This window comes from Pseudomonas fluorescens (assembly GCF_018614655.1).
Lineage (GTDB): Bacteria > Pseudomonadota > Gammaproteobacteria > Pseudomonadales > Pseudomonadaceae > Aquipseudomonas > Aquipseudomonas fluorescens_BX.
Window position 1 is genome coordinate 120,861 of the sequence record NZ_JAGGOG010000026.1, and the last position, 15,754, is coordinate 136,614.

Annotated in this window: 12 protein-coding genes; 7 read left to right on the plus strand and 5 right to left on the minus strand. The window is 59.9% G+C overall.

Annotated elements, in window-relative coordinates; translation table 11 throughout:
* Positions 1-65 precede the first annotated feature (65 nt).
* Both macA and J7E41_RS24720 read left to right on the plus strand, forming a co-directional pair.
* Positions 66-1,217, plus strand: a complete 1,152-nt coding sequence (gene macA / locus J7E41_RS24715) for a macrolide transporter subunit MacA (RefSeq protein ID WP_214996910.1) — start codon at positions 66-68, stop codon at positions 1,215-1,217.
* Between the two features lie 3 nt (positions 1,218-1,220).
* Positions 1,221-3,179, plus strand: coding sequence for a MacB family efflux pump subunit (locus J7E41_RS24720; RefSeq protein ID WP_214996911.1), 1,959 nt, complete (start codon positions 1,221-1,223; stop codon positions 3,177-3,179).
* A gap of 194 nt (positions 3,180-3,373) precedes the next feature.
* Here J7E41_RS24720 and J7E41_RS24725 read toward each other — a convergent pair whose 3' ends face one another.
* Together J7E41_RS24725 and J7E41_RS24730 are read right to left on the minus strand one after the other, a co-directional pair.
* The gene (locus J7E41_RS24725; RefSeq protein WP_214996912.1) at positions 3,374-4,111 is read right to left on the minus strand and encodes a helix-turn-helix transcriptional regulator; all 738 of its coding nucleotides are present in this window, start codon (positions 4,109-4,111) and stop codon (positions 3,374-3,376) included.
* 268 nt (positions 4,112-4,379) lie between these two features.
* Positions 4,380-5,630, minus strand: a complete 1,251-nt coding sequence (locus tag J7E41_RS24730) for a methionine gamma-lyase (RefSeq protein WP_214996913.1) — start codon at positions 5,628-5,630, stop codon at positions 4,380-4,382.
* Between the two features lie 124 nt (positions 5,631-5,754).
* Between J7E41_RS24730 and J7E41_RS24735 the strand changes: the two genes are divergently transcribed.
* On the plus strand, positions 5,755-6,225 hold the full coding sequence (locus tag J7E41_RS24735) for an Lrp/AsnC family transcriptional regulator (protein ID WP_214996914.1): 471 nt from the start codon (positions 5,755-5,757) through the stop codon (positions 6,223-6,225).
* Between the two features lie 119 nt (positions 6,226-6,344).
* Here J7E41_RS24735 and J7E41_RS24740 read toward each other — a convergent pair whose 3' ends face one another.
* Both J7E41_RS24740 and J7E41_RS24745 read right to left on the minus strand, forming a co-directional pair.
* On the minus strand, positions 6,345-8,348 hold the full coding sequence (locus J7E41_RS24740; protein ID WP_214996915.1) for a serine hydrolase: 2,004 nt from the start codon (positions 8,346-8,348) through the stop codon (positions 6,345-6,347).
* Positions 8,349-8,545: 197 nt separating this feature from the next.
* Positions 8,546-9,790, minus strand: a complete 1,245-nt coding sequence (locus tag J7E41_RS24745) for an MFS transporter (RefSeq protein WP_214996916.1) — start codon at positions 9,788-9,790, stop codon at positions 8,546-8,548.
* 55 nt (positions 9,791-9,845) lie between these two features.
* Here J7E41_RS24745 and J7E41_RS24750 point away from each other — a divergent pair, with 55 nt between their 5' ends.
* Positions 9,846-10,781: a LysR substrate-binding domain-containing protein gene (locus tag J7E41_RS24750; protein WP_353049424.1), complete on the plus strand. Its 936-nt coding sequence runs from the start codon at positions 9,846-9,848 to the stop codon at positions 10,779-10,781.
* Between the two features lie 233 nt (positions 10,782-11,014).
* Here J7E41_RS24750 and J7E41_RS24755 read toward each other — a convergent pair whose 3' ends face one another.
* Entirely contained in the window at positions 11,015-12,415 is a 1,401-nt protein-coding gene (locus tag J7E41_RS24755) for a PLP-dependent aminotransferase family protein (RefSeq protein WP_214996917.1), read from the minus strand.
* Positions 12,416-12,539: 124 nt separating this feature from the next.
* Here J7E41_RS24755 and J7E41_RS24760 point away from each other — a divergent pair, with 124 nt between their 5' ends.
* From J7E41_RS24760 to J7E41_RS24770, 3 genes are all read left to right on the plus strand, one after another.
* On the plus strand, positions 12,540-13,175 hold the full coding sequence (locus J7E41_RS24760; protein WP_214996918.1) for a LysE family translocator: 636 nt from the start codon (positions 12,540-12,542) through the stop codon (positions 13,173-13,175).
* A gap of 94 nt (positions 13,176-13,269) precedes the next feature.
* On the plus strand, positions 13,270-14,328 hold the full coding sequence (locus tag J7E41_RS24765; protein ID WP_214996919.1) for a diguanylate cyclase: 1,059 nt from the start codon (positions 13,270-13,272) through the stop codon (positions 14,326-14,328).
* A 67-nt stretch (positions 14,329-14,395) separates the two neighbouring features.
* Positions 14,396-15,631 (plus strand): M20/M25/M40 family metallo-hydrolase, encoded by a 1,236-nt coding sequence (locus J7E41_RS24770; protein WP_214996920.1) that lies wholly within the window; start codon positions 14,396-14,398, stop codon positions 15,629-15,631.
* Positions 15,632-15,754 lie beyond the last annotated feature (123 nt).

Here is a 15,754-nt window from a genome sequence, read left to right on the forward strand (position 1 = left end):
TGAATAGTTTAGTGAGGCCCGATCAAACCCGGTCGGGCTTGCCCTCATACCTTTTGTGGTCATTTATGGAAAAGTCGAAGTTTCGCAAGATAGGAATGGGCCTGGTGTTGGTGGTTGCTGCGGGGCTGATTGTCTATGCGGTGCAAGCACCGGCAGATGCCCCGCAATACCTGACCGCCATCGCCGAGCGCAGTGATATCGAAAACGCCGTGCTGGCCACGGGGCTGCTGGAGGGGGTCAAGCAGGTGGATGTCGGCGCCCAGGTTTCCGGTCAGTTGAAGTCCCTCAAGGTCAAGGTCGGGGACAAGGTGAAGAAGGGGCAGTGGTTGGCGGAAATCGATCCGTTGATCTTGCAGAACACCCTGCGCAAGGCTCAGGTGGATGAGGAAAACCTGCAGGCCCAGCGCCGCGCCACCGCCGCGCAGCTCAAACAGGCCAAGTCGGTCTACGAGCGCTATCAAGGGCTGCAGGACGATGAAGCGGTGTCGCGCCAGGATTTCGAGAACGCCGAGTCCGACTATCATGTGCAACAGGCCAACCTGTTGTCCCTGGATGCGCAGATCAAGAGTGCGCACATTCAGATCGACACTGCCAAGGTCAACCTGGACTACACCCGCATCGTTGCGCCGATTGACGGCGACGTGGTGGGCATCGTCACTCAGGAAGGCCAGACGGTGATCGCCAACCAGTTGGCACCGGTGCTGCTCAAGCTGGCGGACCTGGACACCATGACCGTCAAGGCCCAGGTGTCGGAAGCGGACGTCATTCATATCAGCCCCGGCCAGCAGGTGTACTTCACCATCCTCGGCGAGGCCGACAAGCGCTACTACGCCAAGCTGCGTGGTACGGAACCGGCGCCGCAGAACTTCCTGGACACTCAGCCCGCCGGTACCCCGAAACAAAACACGGCGGTGTTCTACAACGCGCTGTTTGAGGTGCCCAACCCCGACCACCGTCTGCGCATTTCTATGACCGCCCAGGTGCGCATTGTGCTTGATACCGCCAAAGCCGCACTGACGGTGCCGGTGGCGGCGCTCGGCCCGCGCAACGCCGATGGCAGTTTCCCGGTACGGGTGGTGGATGCCAAAGGCAAGGCTGTTTCGCGCAACGTGCAGACGGGCATCAACAACAACGTCAAGGTGCAGATTCTTGACGGCCTGGCCGAGGGCGACAAGGTGGTGATCGGCGATCCGTCGCCTGTTGTGGCGGGGGCCTGATTGATGACTCAACCCCTGCTGGAACTCAAAGGCATCACCCGCAGTTTCATGGCCGGCGAGCGCGAGTTTATCGCGCTCAAGGGCATCGACCTGACGATCAACGCCGGGGAAATGGTGGCGATCACCGGGGCTTCGGGCTCGGGCAAGTCGACCTTGATGAACATCCTCGGTGGTCTTGATTACGCCACGGCCGGCAGCTACAAGATCAATGGCATCGAAACCCGCTCCCTCGACGACGATCAACTGGCCGAACTGCGCCGTGATTACTTCGGTTTTATCTTCCAGCGCTACCACCTGCTGGCACACCTGAGTGCTTTGCACAACGTCGAGATACCGGCGATTTATGCCGGTTCCCCGCAGGCGGTGCGCCACAGTCGGGCCGGTGAGTTACTGGCGCGGCTGGGCCTGTCGGGGCACGTCACGCACCGACCGAGCCAGCTCTCCGGCGGCCAGCAGCAACGGGTGAGTATCGCCCGGGCCTTGATGAACGGCGGCGAGGTGATCCTCGCCGACGAACCCACCGGCGCCCTCGATACCCACAGCGGCAAGGAAGTGATGCACATCCTGGCCGAGCTGCACGCAGCGGGGCATACGGTGATCATCGTCACCCACGACCCGAAAGTGGCCGCCAATGCCCAGCGGATCATCGAAGTGCGCGATGGCGAGATCGTCAGTGACCTGGCCAATGACAGCGTTGGCCTGGACCTGCCCAGTGAGGCACCGGTGGAGCCGAAACGGGCCGGCGCCCGGCGCCTGGTGGCCAGCCTGGGGTTGTTCAAGGAGGCCTTCAACATGGCCTGGGTGGCGCTGGTTTCCCACCGCATGCGCACCTTGCTGACCATGTTGGGGATTGTCATCGGCATTACGTCAGTGGTGTCGATTTCGGCCATCGGCGAGGGTGCCAAGCGCTATGTGCTCAAGGACATCCAGGCCATTGGTAGCAACACGATCGATATCTTTCCCGGCACCAGTTTTGGTGACAGCCGGGCCTCGGCGATCGAGACTCTTTTACCCTCCGATGTGGAGGCGCTGAACCAGCTGTACTACGTGGACAGCGCGACCCCGATGGTGGGCCGCAACTTGTTGCTGCGCTACGGCAATATCGACCTGGACGCTCAGGTGAACGGTGTCAGCGACCGCTATTTCCAGGTCAAGGGCCTGAAACTGGAAGCCGGCATTTCCTTTAGCGAAAGCGACGCCCGGCGTCAGGCGCAAGTGGTGGTGATCGATCACAACACCCGTCACCGGCTTTTCGGCGCCGGGGTGGACCCGTTGGGCCAAGTGATTCTGATCGGCAACCTGCCGTGCACGGTGATTGGCGTGACGAAGGAAAACAAGAACATGTTCGCCGCCAGCAAGGCTCTTCAAGTCTGGGTGCCTTATGAGACGGCGGCGGGTCGGTTGTTGGGGCAGCGTCATCTGGACAGCATCACCGTGCGCATCAAGGACGGCCAGCCCAGTAAGGTGGTGGAAGATAACGTCAACAAACTGATGCAGCAGCGCCACGGCACCAAGGACTTTTTCACCAACAACCTCGACAGCATCATGCAGACGGTACAGAAAACCAGCCGTTCCCTGACGCTGCTGCTGTCGCTGATTGCGGTGATTTCCCTGTTGGTGGGCGGGATCGGCGTGATGAATATCATGCTGGTGTCGGTCACCGAACGTACCCGCGAGATCGGCATCCGCATGGCGGTTGGTGCGCGGCAGTCGGATATTCGTCAGCAGTTCCTGGTGGAAGCCGTGATGGTCTGCCTGATTGGCGGGATGATCGGCATCTCGCTGTCACTGGGCATCGGCTCGTTGTTCTCGTTGTTCGTCAAAGAGTGGGAGATGGTGTTTTCGGTGGGCTCAATCGTCACCGCGTTTGCCTGTTCGACGATGATCGGCATCGTGTTTGGCTTTGTGCCGGCGCGCAATGCGGCACGGCTGGACCCTATCGAAGCGTTGGCGCGGGATTGAAGAGGGCGGCGTCTACAGGGGGGGCCGTGTCGAGCACCTGTAACCGCTGGCGCAGCCTGCGATCGGCTGCGCAGCAGTCGCCAGGATCTTGAAACGGCCGAAGGTCCTTCGGCCCTTATCGCAGCCTCGTGCCTCGGCAGCGGCTACAACGGGCCAAATGTATGACCTGACAGAGACGGTATTTAACCAGGGGGCTACAGGGCCGCGCCGTCCTGTGCCGAATACATCCACCGCAACAACGAATGCCGCCCGCTGATGCCCATCTTGATCGCCGCCCGCTTGAGGTAGCTCTCGATGGTGTTGACCTTCAGCGCCAGTTGCTCGGCCAACTCCGGCGCGGTACGTCCGGCCAGCATGCCGACACACACTTCCAGTTCACGGCTTGACAGCTTCAGACCCGATTGCGCCAGGCGTTCGTCAAAGCGTCGACGCAGGGTTTCGATGCCCTGATTTTCGCTGCCCTGGGTGAGGGCGCTGTTGTCGTTGCTGCATGGCTGGATCGCGGCGATGTGTTTCTCGACCATGGGTAACAGCAGCGATGAGAAATCCTGCAGGATGATCCGTTCCTGGGCAGAAAAATTCTGCGACTGGTGCGAGCGATACACCGAGAGTACGTAATTGAAATCGTCCTTGCGCCGAGTCAGGTGCAACTGAGCGGCGGGCCATGCGGGATCGGATGCCGTGGGCGCGGTGTGGATGCTGCCGGCCACTGAGTCGGTGTACACCGGGAGCAGGCCTTCGATCCTTGAGGCACACCCTTTGCGCTTGGGCTGACCCTCTGAATTCACACGCAATTGCGTAATGTGCGTGGCATCCACATCCAGTTGGGTGAGTATCAGGTCATGCAGCATGCGCGGGAAGTGGCGACTGCCGGTGCTGGCGATGACCTTGCCAATGTGTGGGAACAGGTGTGAGTTCATCATTTCGTCCATGAGTTTTGTGGGTGAAGAGGCCGCCTTATCGCGATGGGTTTTAAGATGATAAGTAGAGTGAATAACCTACAGTGATAGTAGTGACGGCCGAGTCGTATCCTAGTACAGCCTTGGGATAGCAGGGGGATCCAATCCGTAAAAAAAATATTAAGTCGCACCAGGACGACAACCCAAAAAGGTCGGACTGAATGGTCTATTGGCGGGGGTAGTTGAACACTGCACTGTTGCAGTGGTGTGTCGAGGAGGCGGACACCTCCTCGGCGTGGGTTTACTTGGCGTGTACCTCAAGCTGAACCGCAGGCTTTGCCACCGGCGCGCGCTTGATGCACTTGGCCAGGGCCTGCTGCACATCCGCCAGCAAATCGGCGACGTCTTCAAGACCTGCCGACAGCCGCACCAGCCCTTCGGAAATCCCGTGATGGGCGCGTTCTTCGGGGGTGTAAGTGGAGTGGGTCATGCTCGCCGGGTGCTGGGCCAATGACTCGGCATCCCCCAGGCTCACCGCACGGCTGAACAGCTGGAGCGCATTCATGAAACGCCGTCCGGTATCGATGCCGCCCTTGAGCTCGAAGGCGATCATGCCGCCGGACAACTTCATCTGGCGGGCGGCCAGTTCGTACTGCGGGAACGACGCCAGTCCGGGATAGGTGACCCATTCCACCGCAGGGTGGGCCTGCAATGCTTCGGCGATGGCCTGGGCGTTACTGCAATGGCGATCCATGCGCAGGGCCAACGTCTTGAGACCGCGCATCAACAGAAAGGCATCCTGAGGCGACAGTACGGCGCCGGTCAGATCCTTGAGGCCTTGCAGGCGAATCCGTTGGGCCAGGGCCTGGGTGGTGACGGCGATGCCTGCGGTGATATCGCCGTGGCCGCTGAGGTATTTGGTGGCTGAATGCACCACCACATCGGCGCCCATTTCCAGAGGGCGTTGCAGGTAAGGGGTGCAATAGGTGTTGTCCACCACCACGGTGATACCGGGCTGTTGGTGCGCGATCTCGGCTACGGCCGTGATGTCCACCAGTTGCAGATTGGGGTTGGCCGGGGTTTCGAAGTAGATCATGCGGGTTTGAGGCGAGAGCGCCGCTCGCAAGGCGGCCAGGTCTGATAGGTCGACATGGCGCACCTTGACGCCGAACTCACCGATCCCGTGGTGCAGCAGGGCGAAGGTGCAGCCGTAGAGCGTCTGGCTGACGATGATTTCGTCACCTGGACGCAGCAGGGTCCAGAAGGTGGCGGCGATTGCCCCCATGCCGGAGCTGAAGGCCACGGCGGCTTCGCCGTTTTCCAGGGTCGCCATGCGTGATTCCAGCAAGGCCAGGGTCGGGTTGGAAATGCGTGTGTAGAAGTGCCCGCGCTCTTCACCGGCAAAGCAACCGGCGCCGTATTCGGCGGTGGGAAAGGCGAAGGTGGCGCTGAGGTAGATCGGCGGGATCAGGGCGCCGTGGTGGTCTTGTGGGTCATAGCCATGGTGGATGGCGCGGGTGGAAAAGCCGAACGTGTTGTGTTTATTGTTCATGGTCGGACGCTCCTTATTTCCTACGATGCTATGCTTATAACCGAGGCCGAACGTTCCATACTTTGCCGAGAAAAGCTGGCATGTTGGGATAAAAATCAATAAAAATGAATTTTTGAGGCAAGACATGCCTGTAAGCCTGGACCGTACCGATAAAGCCCTGCTGGATGCCCTGCAGGGTAATGCCCGTTTGACCGTGGCCGAGCTGGCCGAGCGTGTTTCCCTGACCACTTCGCCGTGTTGGCGACGGGTGAAACATCTTGAAGACAGTGGGGTGATCAGTGGTTATCAGGCGATTCTTTCGCCCAAGGCGCTGGGGTATGGGGTGACAGCGTTTGTCAGCATCATGATGGATACCCATTCCAGGGAAATTGCCCGGGCGTTTGAGCAGCGGTTGTTGGCGATTCCCGAGATTGTGGCGTGTCATAACGTTTCGGGGCGGTACGATTTTTTGCTGGAAGTGGTCGCGAAGGATCTGGAGTCGTTTGGGGAGTTTGCACGGGAGGTTTTGCAGACGTTGCCTTGCGTCAAGGAGATTTATTCGAGTTTTTCGTATAAGTCGGTGAGGTCGTTGAGGGTGCTTCCGTTGCCGGGATGACGTGGCGGCCCGGCCTTTGAAAAGCAGCCTTAGGGCTAACACCGAACCTTGCTTTTTGTAGCCGCAGCCTCCTGCCTCGGCAGCGGCTACAGGACAACCGAACGCCAAAAAGCGTTCGGTCAGTGCTCGTTCTTAATTGATTTTTCAACAACCATGAAAGGGCCGGCTCGTACAGCGGGCTGGCTAACCGTAGACCAGTTCCTGCCACGCTTTACCGTGTCGAGAATGCACCGCAGATCGGTATACAGCGCCATTTGATCGGGCGCGCGCAATATCACCGTAACAATGCGACCGCCATCCGGTGCCTCTGACAGGACCGCGACATTGTAACAGCCGGGCTGGAGCGTTCCTGTCTTGCCGCCCAGGACATCGTAGTCGTCGATAACCTTGATGGTCGAACTGATCTTTTGTTGCCGGGGTGTCGGTCCAAGCACCTGCATGACATGGCTGGGCTTGCCCCAGCTTTCAGTGATGTGCGGATATTGCATCGCTGTCAGCATGAGCGTTGCCATATCGGCTGCGGTCGTCAGCTGTCCGCGTACGGATTGCCCGCTTGGATTATGGAACTGTGTATTGTGCATTCCGATCTGTGCAGCCTTGGCATTCATTTGGGCAATGAACCGCTCTGAAGCGCCGCCTTCAGGGCTGCCCTCGTCATCGATGAGCCATCGGCCGAATGTGCGCCCAATCGCGTTTGCGGTGATGTTGGAGGACGGCAGCATCAGATTGAGGATCGCATCGCGAAACGTGATCTTCTCGCCTGGCTTGACGTTGATGCCGGACTCTCCAACGACGTCTGTCTCATCGATGTCCAGATAATCGGTGAGAGACTTTCCGAACCTTGGCATCAGGTCGAACATGACGACCGCGGTCATCAGCTTCGTCAGCGAAGCCAGCGGTAACTGCTTGGTCGACGACTTGTCGAAGAGCAGTTCGTGCTCATCCTCTGTTCCCTGCGCAACTTTCAGGCTGATGGCGCTCGGGGCGTCGATATCGGGAGGCGAATAACGCTCGAAAGGACGACGGGCAGGAACCGCATTTTCGTTGCAGGCTTGCTCTCGGTCGAGCTTGTTGAGCCTGGCGCGAACCGTCTGCGGCGTTGCGCCTTTGGCAATCAGCGCGGCCGCCAGTCGCGCATGTTCGGTCAGGACATGATGTGCGGGAGCCTTCGCATGCGCGAAGATATGCTGCGGATTGAGTTTCGCTTTACGCAGGTGGCGCACATAGCGCAACTGCGTGTTGAAAGGCACGACCTGGTCCTCTGGATCGGAAATCACATAAAGGGTGGGCGGCGGCGCTTTGGGGATTCGTTCAATATCATCAAGGGGGTCATAAAAGCGGGTGGAATCCTGGAGGAACCGTGCCGGGATATCCCGCTGATATTCCCAGTAAGCGGCCACCTGCCTGACCGAAACCAGGGACGAGGCCAACACGGCAGCAGTAATATCCTCGCGCCGGCTGAGCAGCGCCGCTACGATCTGGCCGCCACCGGATTGTCCGGCCAGGATGAAGGAACCGATAGTGTATCGCTGCTTCAACGCATCAAGCGCCTGATCCATAAGGGCAATCTCGAGCGGTTGCCGCCTCATGAGATGATTGCCCGAGGAGCCGTACAGACCGGGACGCGCAAGGAAGATGGCGGGTGCATTCGCCTCGCAGGACCATTCGGCCGTGGCCGCTTCGATCTTGGCCGGCGTTTGGGACTGATAGGAGGTTGAAATGTGGCGTACACCCTTGGACGTGGTGAGGAGGGCATCGCCGCCGAAATAGACCAGTATCTGCGCGTTCTTTTGGCTCGCCAGGCCGTATGCATAATATCTGACGCAATAACCCTGGCCCTCAACTTCGATCCACAGTCCGCTGGGGATTTGCGCGCATAGTTCCTCAGTGGCCACTGTTCCGTGAAGCGCCTCGTTAGTCGGGAACGGGGTATCGCCAGTTACGATACTGAGGGTTTTCGGGTCAGGTTTCTCGAAGGGGCCAAGCGTGGGCTGATTATCGAGATGCGGGGCCGTAAACCGTGGTCGGCCGGTCACCGCGTAGCAATATTTGAGACACCCCCATTTGAAGAGGCGCCAGAGCCTGCTCCAGGATATGGCCAGCGACCTTGTGAGAATACCCAATCTCTACTCCTCTCTCTGTATTCATAGTCGACGACCTCGTTGTGGATGACAGTGCTTCCATCTCTCGGTAGGGGGCAGCACGGCTCATCGTTCGTGCTGCGCCACGCGGGTGCGGTGCGTTGGCTCGGGAGTATAGTCAAGTAACGACTTGCTGCCGGTGTGCGCAGCGAGGTTGTGAAGCGTTGGCGCTGGCGGATTCAAGCTGACCTTGACTCCAGCGCGCCGGCTTTTTCCACGTGGGGAAATAGCGGCACGGTCAACAGTGCGCAGAAGGCTGCAGCCAGCCATACCGTGCCCCAGGAAAAATGCGTCATGAGGGCCGATGCTGCGATAGGCGTGGCGAACAACACGACAAAGACGCAGGTATTACCCATTGCCAGGGCGGTGCCGGCTCGATTGGCGCCCGCCAGTGTGGCCAGTTCGGTGTAGGCCACGCCGTGCCACGCCGATACGCTGATTCCGGCGACGACCATTACACCGATGATCAAGGCGCTGGCCAAGGGCGATTCGCCCATGCCGTAAAAGCGGGTTGCCGATACCGTGATGCCGAGCAAAAGGAACGTCACGGTACTCAGCCAGGCGCAGGCTTTGAGGTAGCTGCGACGGTTTTTGTTTTTATCGGTCCAGCGTCCGCTCCAGATCCTGCTGACGATAGCGCCAACCTGTATGACAGCCAGGGTCGCGGATACGAGGGTGATAGTGAGGTTACTGAAGTCGTGAAAGAACACCGCCGCGTAGGTGAGAATCGCAAACTGCGGGGCGCAGAGCAGCCCTATGGCTAATACGATTCGCCAGACCCGTAAGTCTTTCAGCGGGCTGTGGTCGGATGCAGCGTTCTGTTTTTTAGCGGCCGCACCGGAGAAGTCCGGCTCATAGAGCCAAAGCCAGGCAAACAGGCACGCCACCAGGCAGAACAGTGCGCTGGCAATAAACACTTCGACAAAGCCGTATCGGTGGGCAAGGTAGGGCAATATCACCGCCCCCAAGGCATAGCCGCCCGGGACCGCTGTTTGCCGAATGCTCATGGCCAGTCCCCGTTCGCCTTCCTTGAACCATGCCATGATCGCCCGGCCACTGGCGCCATTGACGCTACTTCCCAGCAGCCCCACGACAAATAACCCCGCGGCCAGCAATACCAGGGTGGGCGCATACAGCGCCAGCATGGCCAGTACCAACAGGGCTATCCCCGAACTCAGAAGCCCGGTGAGCAGTACCGGTCGATCCCCCCAGCGGTCAGTCAACAGGCCCCAGGGAATTTCGCTGATGGCAATGCCAAGTCCCAAGACGCCCAGCACCAGCCCCAGTTCGGTATTGTCGAGCTGATAGGTGGCACGCATGTAAATAGCGGTTGCCGGCAGCCCTCCCACTACGCTGGAAAAACTGGCATTGGCCGCAACACCGACACCCAGCACCTTCCAGCGGTGACTATTATCGACAGGCATAAGCCCCCTTAAAAAAGCTCAATATGTGTTGGCAAAAGGCTCTCACGGGTCCATCGTGCTGAATGTCAAATTGTTTTGTGTGTTGGTCCCAAAAAACAGGATGGTTATGAGGCCAGTGAATTTTGATTTGGACGTCATGCGCAGCTTCGTCACGGGCGTTGAATTGGGCAGTTTTGCCAAGGCCGCGCAAAAGCTTGCCCGCTCGACTTCAGCCATCAGTGCTCAGCTGAAAAAACTCGAAGCCCAGGCGGGATCACCGCTGTTCACAAAGGCCGGTAGGGGGCTTGCCCTGACCGATACGGGGGAGGTGCTGCTCAACTATTCGCGACGTCTTTTGAGCCTCAACGATGAGACCGTCGCTGCCGTTTCCGAGCTCAAACTCAAGGGCTGGATACGCCTCGGGCTTCAGGAGGACCTGAGCAGTTTCTTGCCAACGGTGCTGGGCCGATTCGCCAGAGCCCATCCTGATGTTCGTGTCGAGGCGCGGATCTCGCGTAATGCCGACCTGCTGAGTCGGATCGACAATGGGACGCTCGATCTGGCAGTGGTGTGGGGCGATGAGCACAAAGGTGGGTACCAGGAACGCGTCGCAGAGTTACAAATGCAATGGATCGGGTCTGCCCACGAGTACTTTGACTGGAGCATTGATTCGGGCGAGCCGTTGCCGATCATTGCCTTCGATGCACCATGCCCCTTTCATTCGATGGCAACCGAGGCACTGAGCCTCAAGGGCATTCCCTGGCGGCTATCGTTCACCAGCTCCAGCCTCAATGGCCTGTCGGCGGCCACGGAGGCGGGGTTGGGCTACACCATCAGGACGTCCTTGGGACTGCAATCGGGGACGGCGCTTCTGGCCGCCGAGGAACGCGGGTTACCACCTTTGCCCAGCATCCCTCTGACGTTGCATCGACGAGAGGCGAGCCCGGATTTGCTGACTGAACGACTGTCGTGCATCGTCATCCAGGCCATTCGCAGCGAAATCATCTATTAGAGTCATGCCGAACCTTGCTTTTTTGTAGCCGCTGCCGAGGTACAAGGAATGTGTCGATCACCTGTAGCCGCTGGCGCAGCCTGCGATCGGCTGCGCAGCAGTCGTCAGGATCTTGAAACTGCCGAAGGTCCTGCGGCCCTTATCGCAGCCTCGTACCCCGGCAGCGGCTACAGGACAACCGAACACCCAAAAGCGTTACCCTAAGCGGCCGTGATCGCATAACGGATAGGTACTCAATCACCCCTCAGCAACCCCTCAATCCCCTCCCAAACCCTAAAATCATCACAATGCCCCACATTAAACCGCATAAAATCACGGAACCCCGCCTCATACCCAAACAACGCCCCCGGCGCCAACACCATCGCGCGTTTCAACCCCGCCTCAGCCAGCCGCTCGCCATTCACCCCCGCCGGCAACCGCGCCCAGATAAACATCCCCCCTTCAAACCCCATGGGCAACTCACACCCACACCGCCGTAACCACTGCTCAACCCGCCCACCGGCCTCCAGCAATCGCTGAACCATCCGCTTGCGATGCTTGGCATAACTCCCTTCACTGAGCAGTCGATAGACAATCTGCTCAAACAACTCAGACGTAATCCCTCCACTCATCAACTTCATATTGGTCAGATTGGCCGCCAATTGCGGTGCCGCCACCACATAGCTGACTCGCACATTCGCGCTGAGGATCTTCGAGAACCCCGACAGATAAGTCACCTGTTCCAGCCCGGCGAGGGCGGCCAGACGTGGCGGCGGGTTGGGGTGCAGGTCGCCGTAAAGGTCGTCCTCGACGATATGGCAACCGTATTGCCGAGTCAGTTGCAACAGGCGAAAGGCTTGCCCCGGGCTGAAGGAATGTCCGGTGGGGTTGTGCAGCACGCCGGTGGTCAGGTACAGGCTGGGCCGCTGCTCGGCGAGTAATTGCTCCAGGGCAGCAAAGTCGAAGCCGTCTGGCCGCCGCGCGATCGTCACCACCTTGACCCCGTGCAACGCCAGGTTGGCGTGGAAGTTGAAGTAGCACGGGGCGTCCAGCAGCACCGTATCTCCAGGACGGGCCAGCAGACGCATCAACATGTCCAGGCCTTGCAGCGTATTGGGGGTGGTGATGATTTGTTCTACCGGCACCGATAGCCCTTCGCCCTGGAGTTTCTGTTGCAGGGCCTGGCGCAAGGGCAGCAGGCCGGCCGGGGTGCCGAGGCTGGCGACGCGCAGGGACGGTGCACGCACTGCGCTGCGCATGGCCTGGCGCAGGGCGTCGGAATCGAGCCAGTCTTCCGGTAGATGGCCGCCGCCGGGGCGTAGGCCGCCGGGGGCGATTGCCAGGGGGCGACGCAATACGCTGAGCAAGTCCTGGGGCAGCAAGTCCACCCAAGTGCTGGAGGATGGCTGGGCCAGGCTGTTGGCGACAAAGTGCCCGCGGCCCTGGCTGGAGGTCAGCAGGTGGCGACCGCGCAAGCGGTCCAGTGCCTCGTTCAGGGTGAATTTTCCGACCCCCAGTTGCTCGGCCAACACCCGTACCGAGGGCAGTTTGCTGCCGGCGGCCAACTCGCCTGTTTCGATGGACTGGGTGAATGCGTCGACGATTTGCTGAACCTTGGGCGCCCGGTCATGGAAGCGAATCTGCGGAATAGGCATGCTGAGTCCTTGGTTTGCCGCAAACTTTACCGGTAAAGTCTGCGTGGATATACGCAGAGTTTACCTGCCTCGGGCAGGCCTTGCAGTTCTAGACTGCACGGCATTCCTTCCTGCGGTGAAACCCATGGCCAGCGCCCTGACTCTGTCGTCCTTTCTGTATTTCCTGCTGTTGTGCACCACCCTGGCGCTCAGCCCGGGCCCCATGACGCTGTTGCTGCTCAGCCTCGGCCTCAAGGACGGTCTGCGCCGCTCCTTGCCGGCGCAGTTCGGGGCCAGCGTGTCGTACCTGATCTCGATCCTGATTTTTGCCGTGGGCTTTTCCGAGTTGATCAAGGGCTATCCGCTGATCACCCAGGGCATTCAACTGGTGGGGGTGGCCTACATCCTCTATCTGGCCTACAAGCAGTGGACCAGTAGCGGTGTGTCGATCGACACCGGCGTCCAAGGTCAGGAAACCACGCGCAGTCTGTTCGGCAAGGGCTTGTTGACCGGGCTGTCGAACCCCAAGGCGATCATCTTGTTCAGCGCGGTGTTTCCTCAGTTCGCCGCCGTGGGTCAGGAAAGTGCGGCACGTGATATCGCCATCCTCGGCCTGACATTCCTGATGCTGCAGTTCGCCAGCGGCTGCCTGTATTGCTATTTCGGCCAGCGAATCAAGCATGTACTGGAGGACCCAAAACGGCGGATGCTGTTGCAGAAGGTCACTGCCGTGTTGCTGCTGGGAGTGGCGATGATGCTGGCGCGGGGCTTTTCCAACTAGATGCCTTGGCACGGGTGTTCCAAGCTCCGGGCGGTAGTGGCTATTTGCTTTCCTCCTGATAGACTCCGAGCATTCATTCAGGATCACATCAGACATGTCAGTCGCAGGAGGAAAGGGACTTTCGCTCGCCGCACGCTTGTATAAATCCCGCATCCTGGGGCTGACCCTCGGGTTTGTCTGTGTGGCGGCCGGGATGTACCCGTTGCATCCGTCGGGCTGGGTCTGGGCCTTGATGATCGCCAATGCTTTTATCTGGCCGCACTTGGCCTACCAGTGGTCGCTGCGTTCCGCCAACTCCCTGCGCGCAGAAAACCGCAATCTGCTGTTTGACTCGTTTTGTGGTGGCTTCTGGGTCGGCGCCATGCATTTCAATCCGCTGCCCAGCGTCACCACCTTGTCGATGATGACCATGAACAATGTCGCCATCGGCGGGCCCCGGTTCATGCTGGCCGGCTGGGTGGCCCAGGCGCTTGGAGTGGGCGTGTCGATGCTGGTGCTCACCCCGGCGTTTATCGCGGTGACCAGCGAGGCGCAGCTCTATGCCTGCCTGCCGATCCTGATGCTGTATCCCCTGGTCCTGGGCTGGATCTGTTACCGCCAGACCGTCACCCTGTCCCGGCACAAGCGCGAGCTGCTGGCCCTCAGTCGCACCGACAGCCTGTCCGGGTTACTCAACCACGGTGCCTGGAAAGATCAGCTGGAAATCGAGTTCCAGCGTTGCCGTCGCGGTCAGCAGGGCGCGGCCATCGCCTTGATCGATATCGACCACTTCAAGGTCATCAACGACACCTACGGCCACGTCACCGGCGATATCGTGTTACGCCAATTGAGCAAGGTATTGCGCCAGAACCTGCGAGTCACCGACCTGGCCGGGCGCTACGGCGGTGATGAGTTTTGCGTGATCCTGCCGGACATGCCCCTGGGCCGTGCCACAGAAGTGATGGAAGCCTTGCGCGACCGCTTCAACTGCGTGGGATATGCTCAGGATCCGACGTTGCGCGCCAGCTTGAGCATCGGCCTGGCGCCGTATCAGGCGTCCCACAGCGACGCCACCAGTTGGCTCAATGACGCCGACCAGGCGTTATATGAAGCCAAGAGCAGCGGGCGTAACCGGGTCAGTTCGGTGCAGGGGAGTTGGTTGAGGTCGGTCTGACGATCAACAAATCGGTTTTTGTCAGGTAGGGTGTGCAACGACTTCCAACAAAAACAAGGACCGGTTCATGACTTTCAACTTCCGCCGCACGGCCCTGGCCGCCACCCTGGCGCTTTCCTTCGGTTTCACGCTCCCGGCGTTCAGTGCAGAACCCCACAAACAGATCCAGGCTGATGCCGAGCAGTACAAGGCCGACGCCCTGAAACTGCTGGAGCGCCTGGTGAACATCGATTCGGGCTCCGGCTACGAGCCGGGCCTGACCCAGGTCCGTGAGATTGCCGTCGACGAGCTGAAAAAGCTTGGCTTCAGTATCGAATTGGTGCCCGATGCCGCCGCTAAAAACAGCCATGTCATCGCCACCCTCAAGGGCACCGGCAAGGCGAAAATCCTGCTGATGGCCCACATGGACACCGTATTCAAGGAAGGTTCGGCCGCTGAGCGACCGTTCCATATCAAGGACGGCCGCGCCTATGGCCCAGGGGTGATGGACGACAAGGGTGGGATCGTCGCCGGGATCTACGCGTTGAAAGTCCTGCAAAACCAGGGCTTCAAGGACTACGCGCAGATCACCTTCCTGCTGGATGCCAGCGAGGAAACCGGCTCCGAGGCTGCCTCCGAACTGATCCGCAAAACCGCCAGGCTCAACGACGTGACCCTGAACCTGGAACCGGGTCGTCCGGCCGATGGCCTGGTGGTGTGGCGCAAAGGCAGCGCCACCGCCGTGGTCGAGGTCAAGGGCAAGGCGGCCCACGCCGGCGTCGCCCCGGAGCTGGGGCGCAATGCGGCGATGGAAGCGGCCCACCAGATTCTGCAACTGGGCAAACTGGGGGACGCCGAGAAGAAAACCACCATCAACTTCACCGTGCTCAACGCCGGGGATCGAGTCAACGTGATCCCGGATCAGGCCACGGCCAAGGCCGATGTGCGGGCGGCGGTGCCGGAAGAGTTTGATCGGATCGAGAAGGACCTGGCGCGAGTCTCGGCCAACAAGTTGATTCCCGACACTGAAGTGACCACCAGCCTGCATCGCGGTTTGCCGCCGATGCCGCAGACGCCGGAGTCCGACAAGTTGGTGGCGATTGCCCAAGGGATCTACGGTGAACTGGGACGCAAGCTGACCATTGAAGGCAGTGGCGGGGCGGCAGATGCCAGCCTGTCGGCAGGTGTGGGGACGCCGACCCTGGATGGGTTCGGGATTGTCGGCGGCAATATTCATACGCCGGAGGAATATGCCGAGGTAGAGAGTGTGGCGCCGCGGATCTATTTGCTGAGCCGGATGATTATGGAGTTGTCCACGCGCTGACTTAAAGCCTCATCAATTTCCTGTGAACACAGATCGAAAGGTGGGAGCGGGTTTGCTCGCGAATGCGACTGTAGCCGCTGCCGAGGTACGAGGCTGCGATGGTTTGCGCAGCAAGCCCCGAGG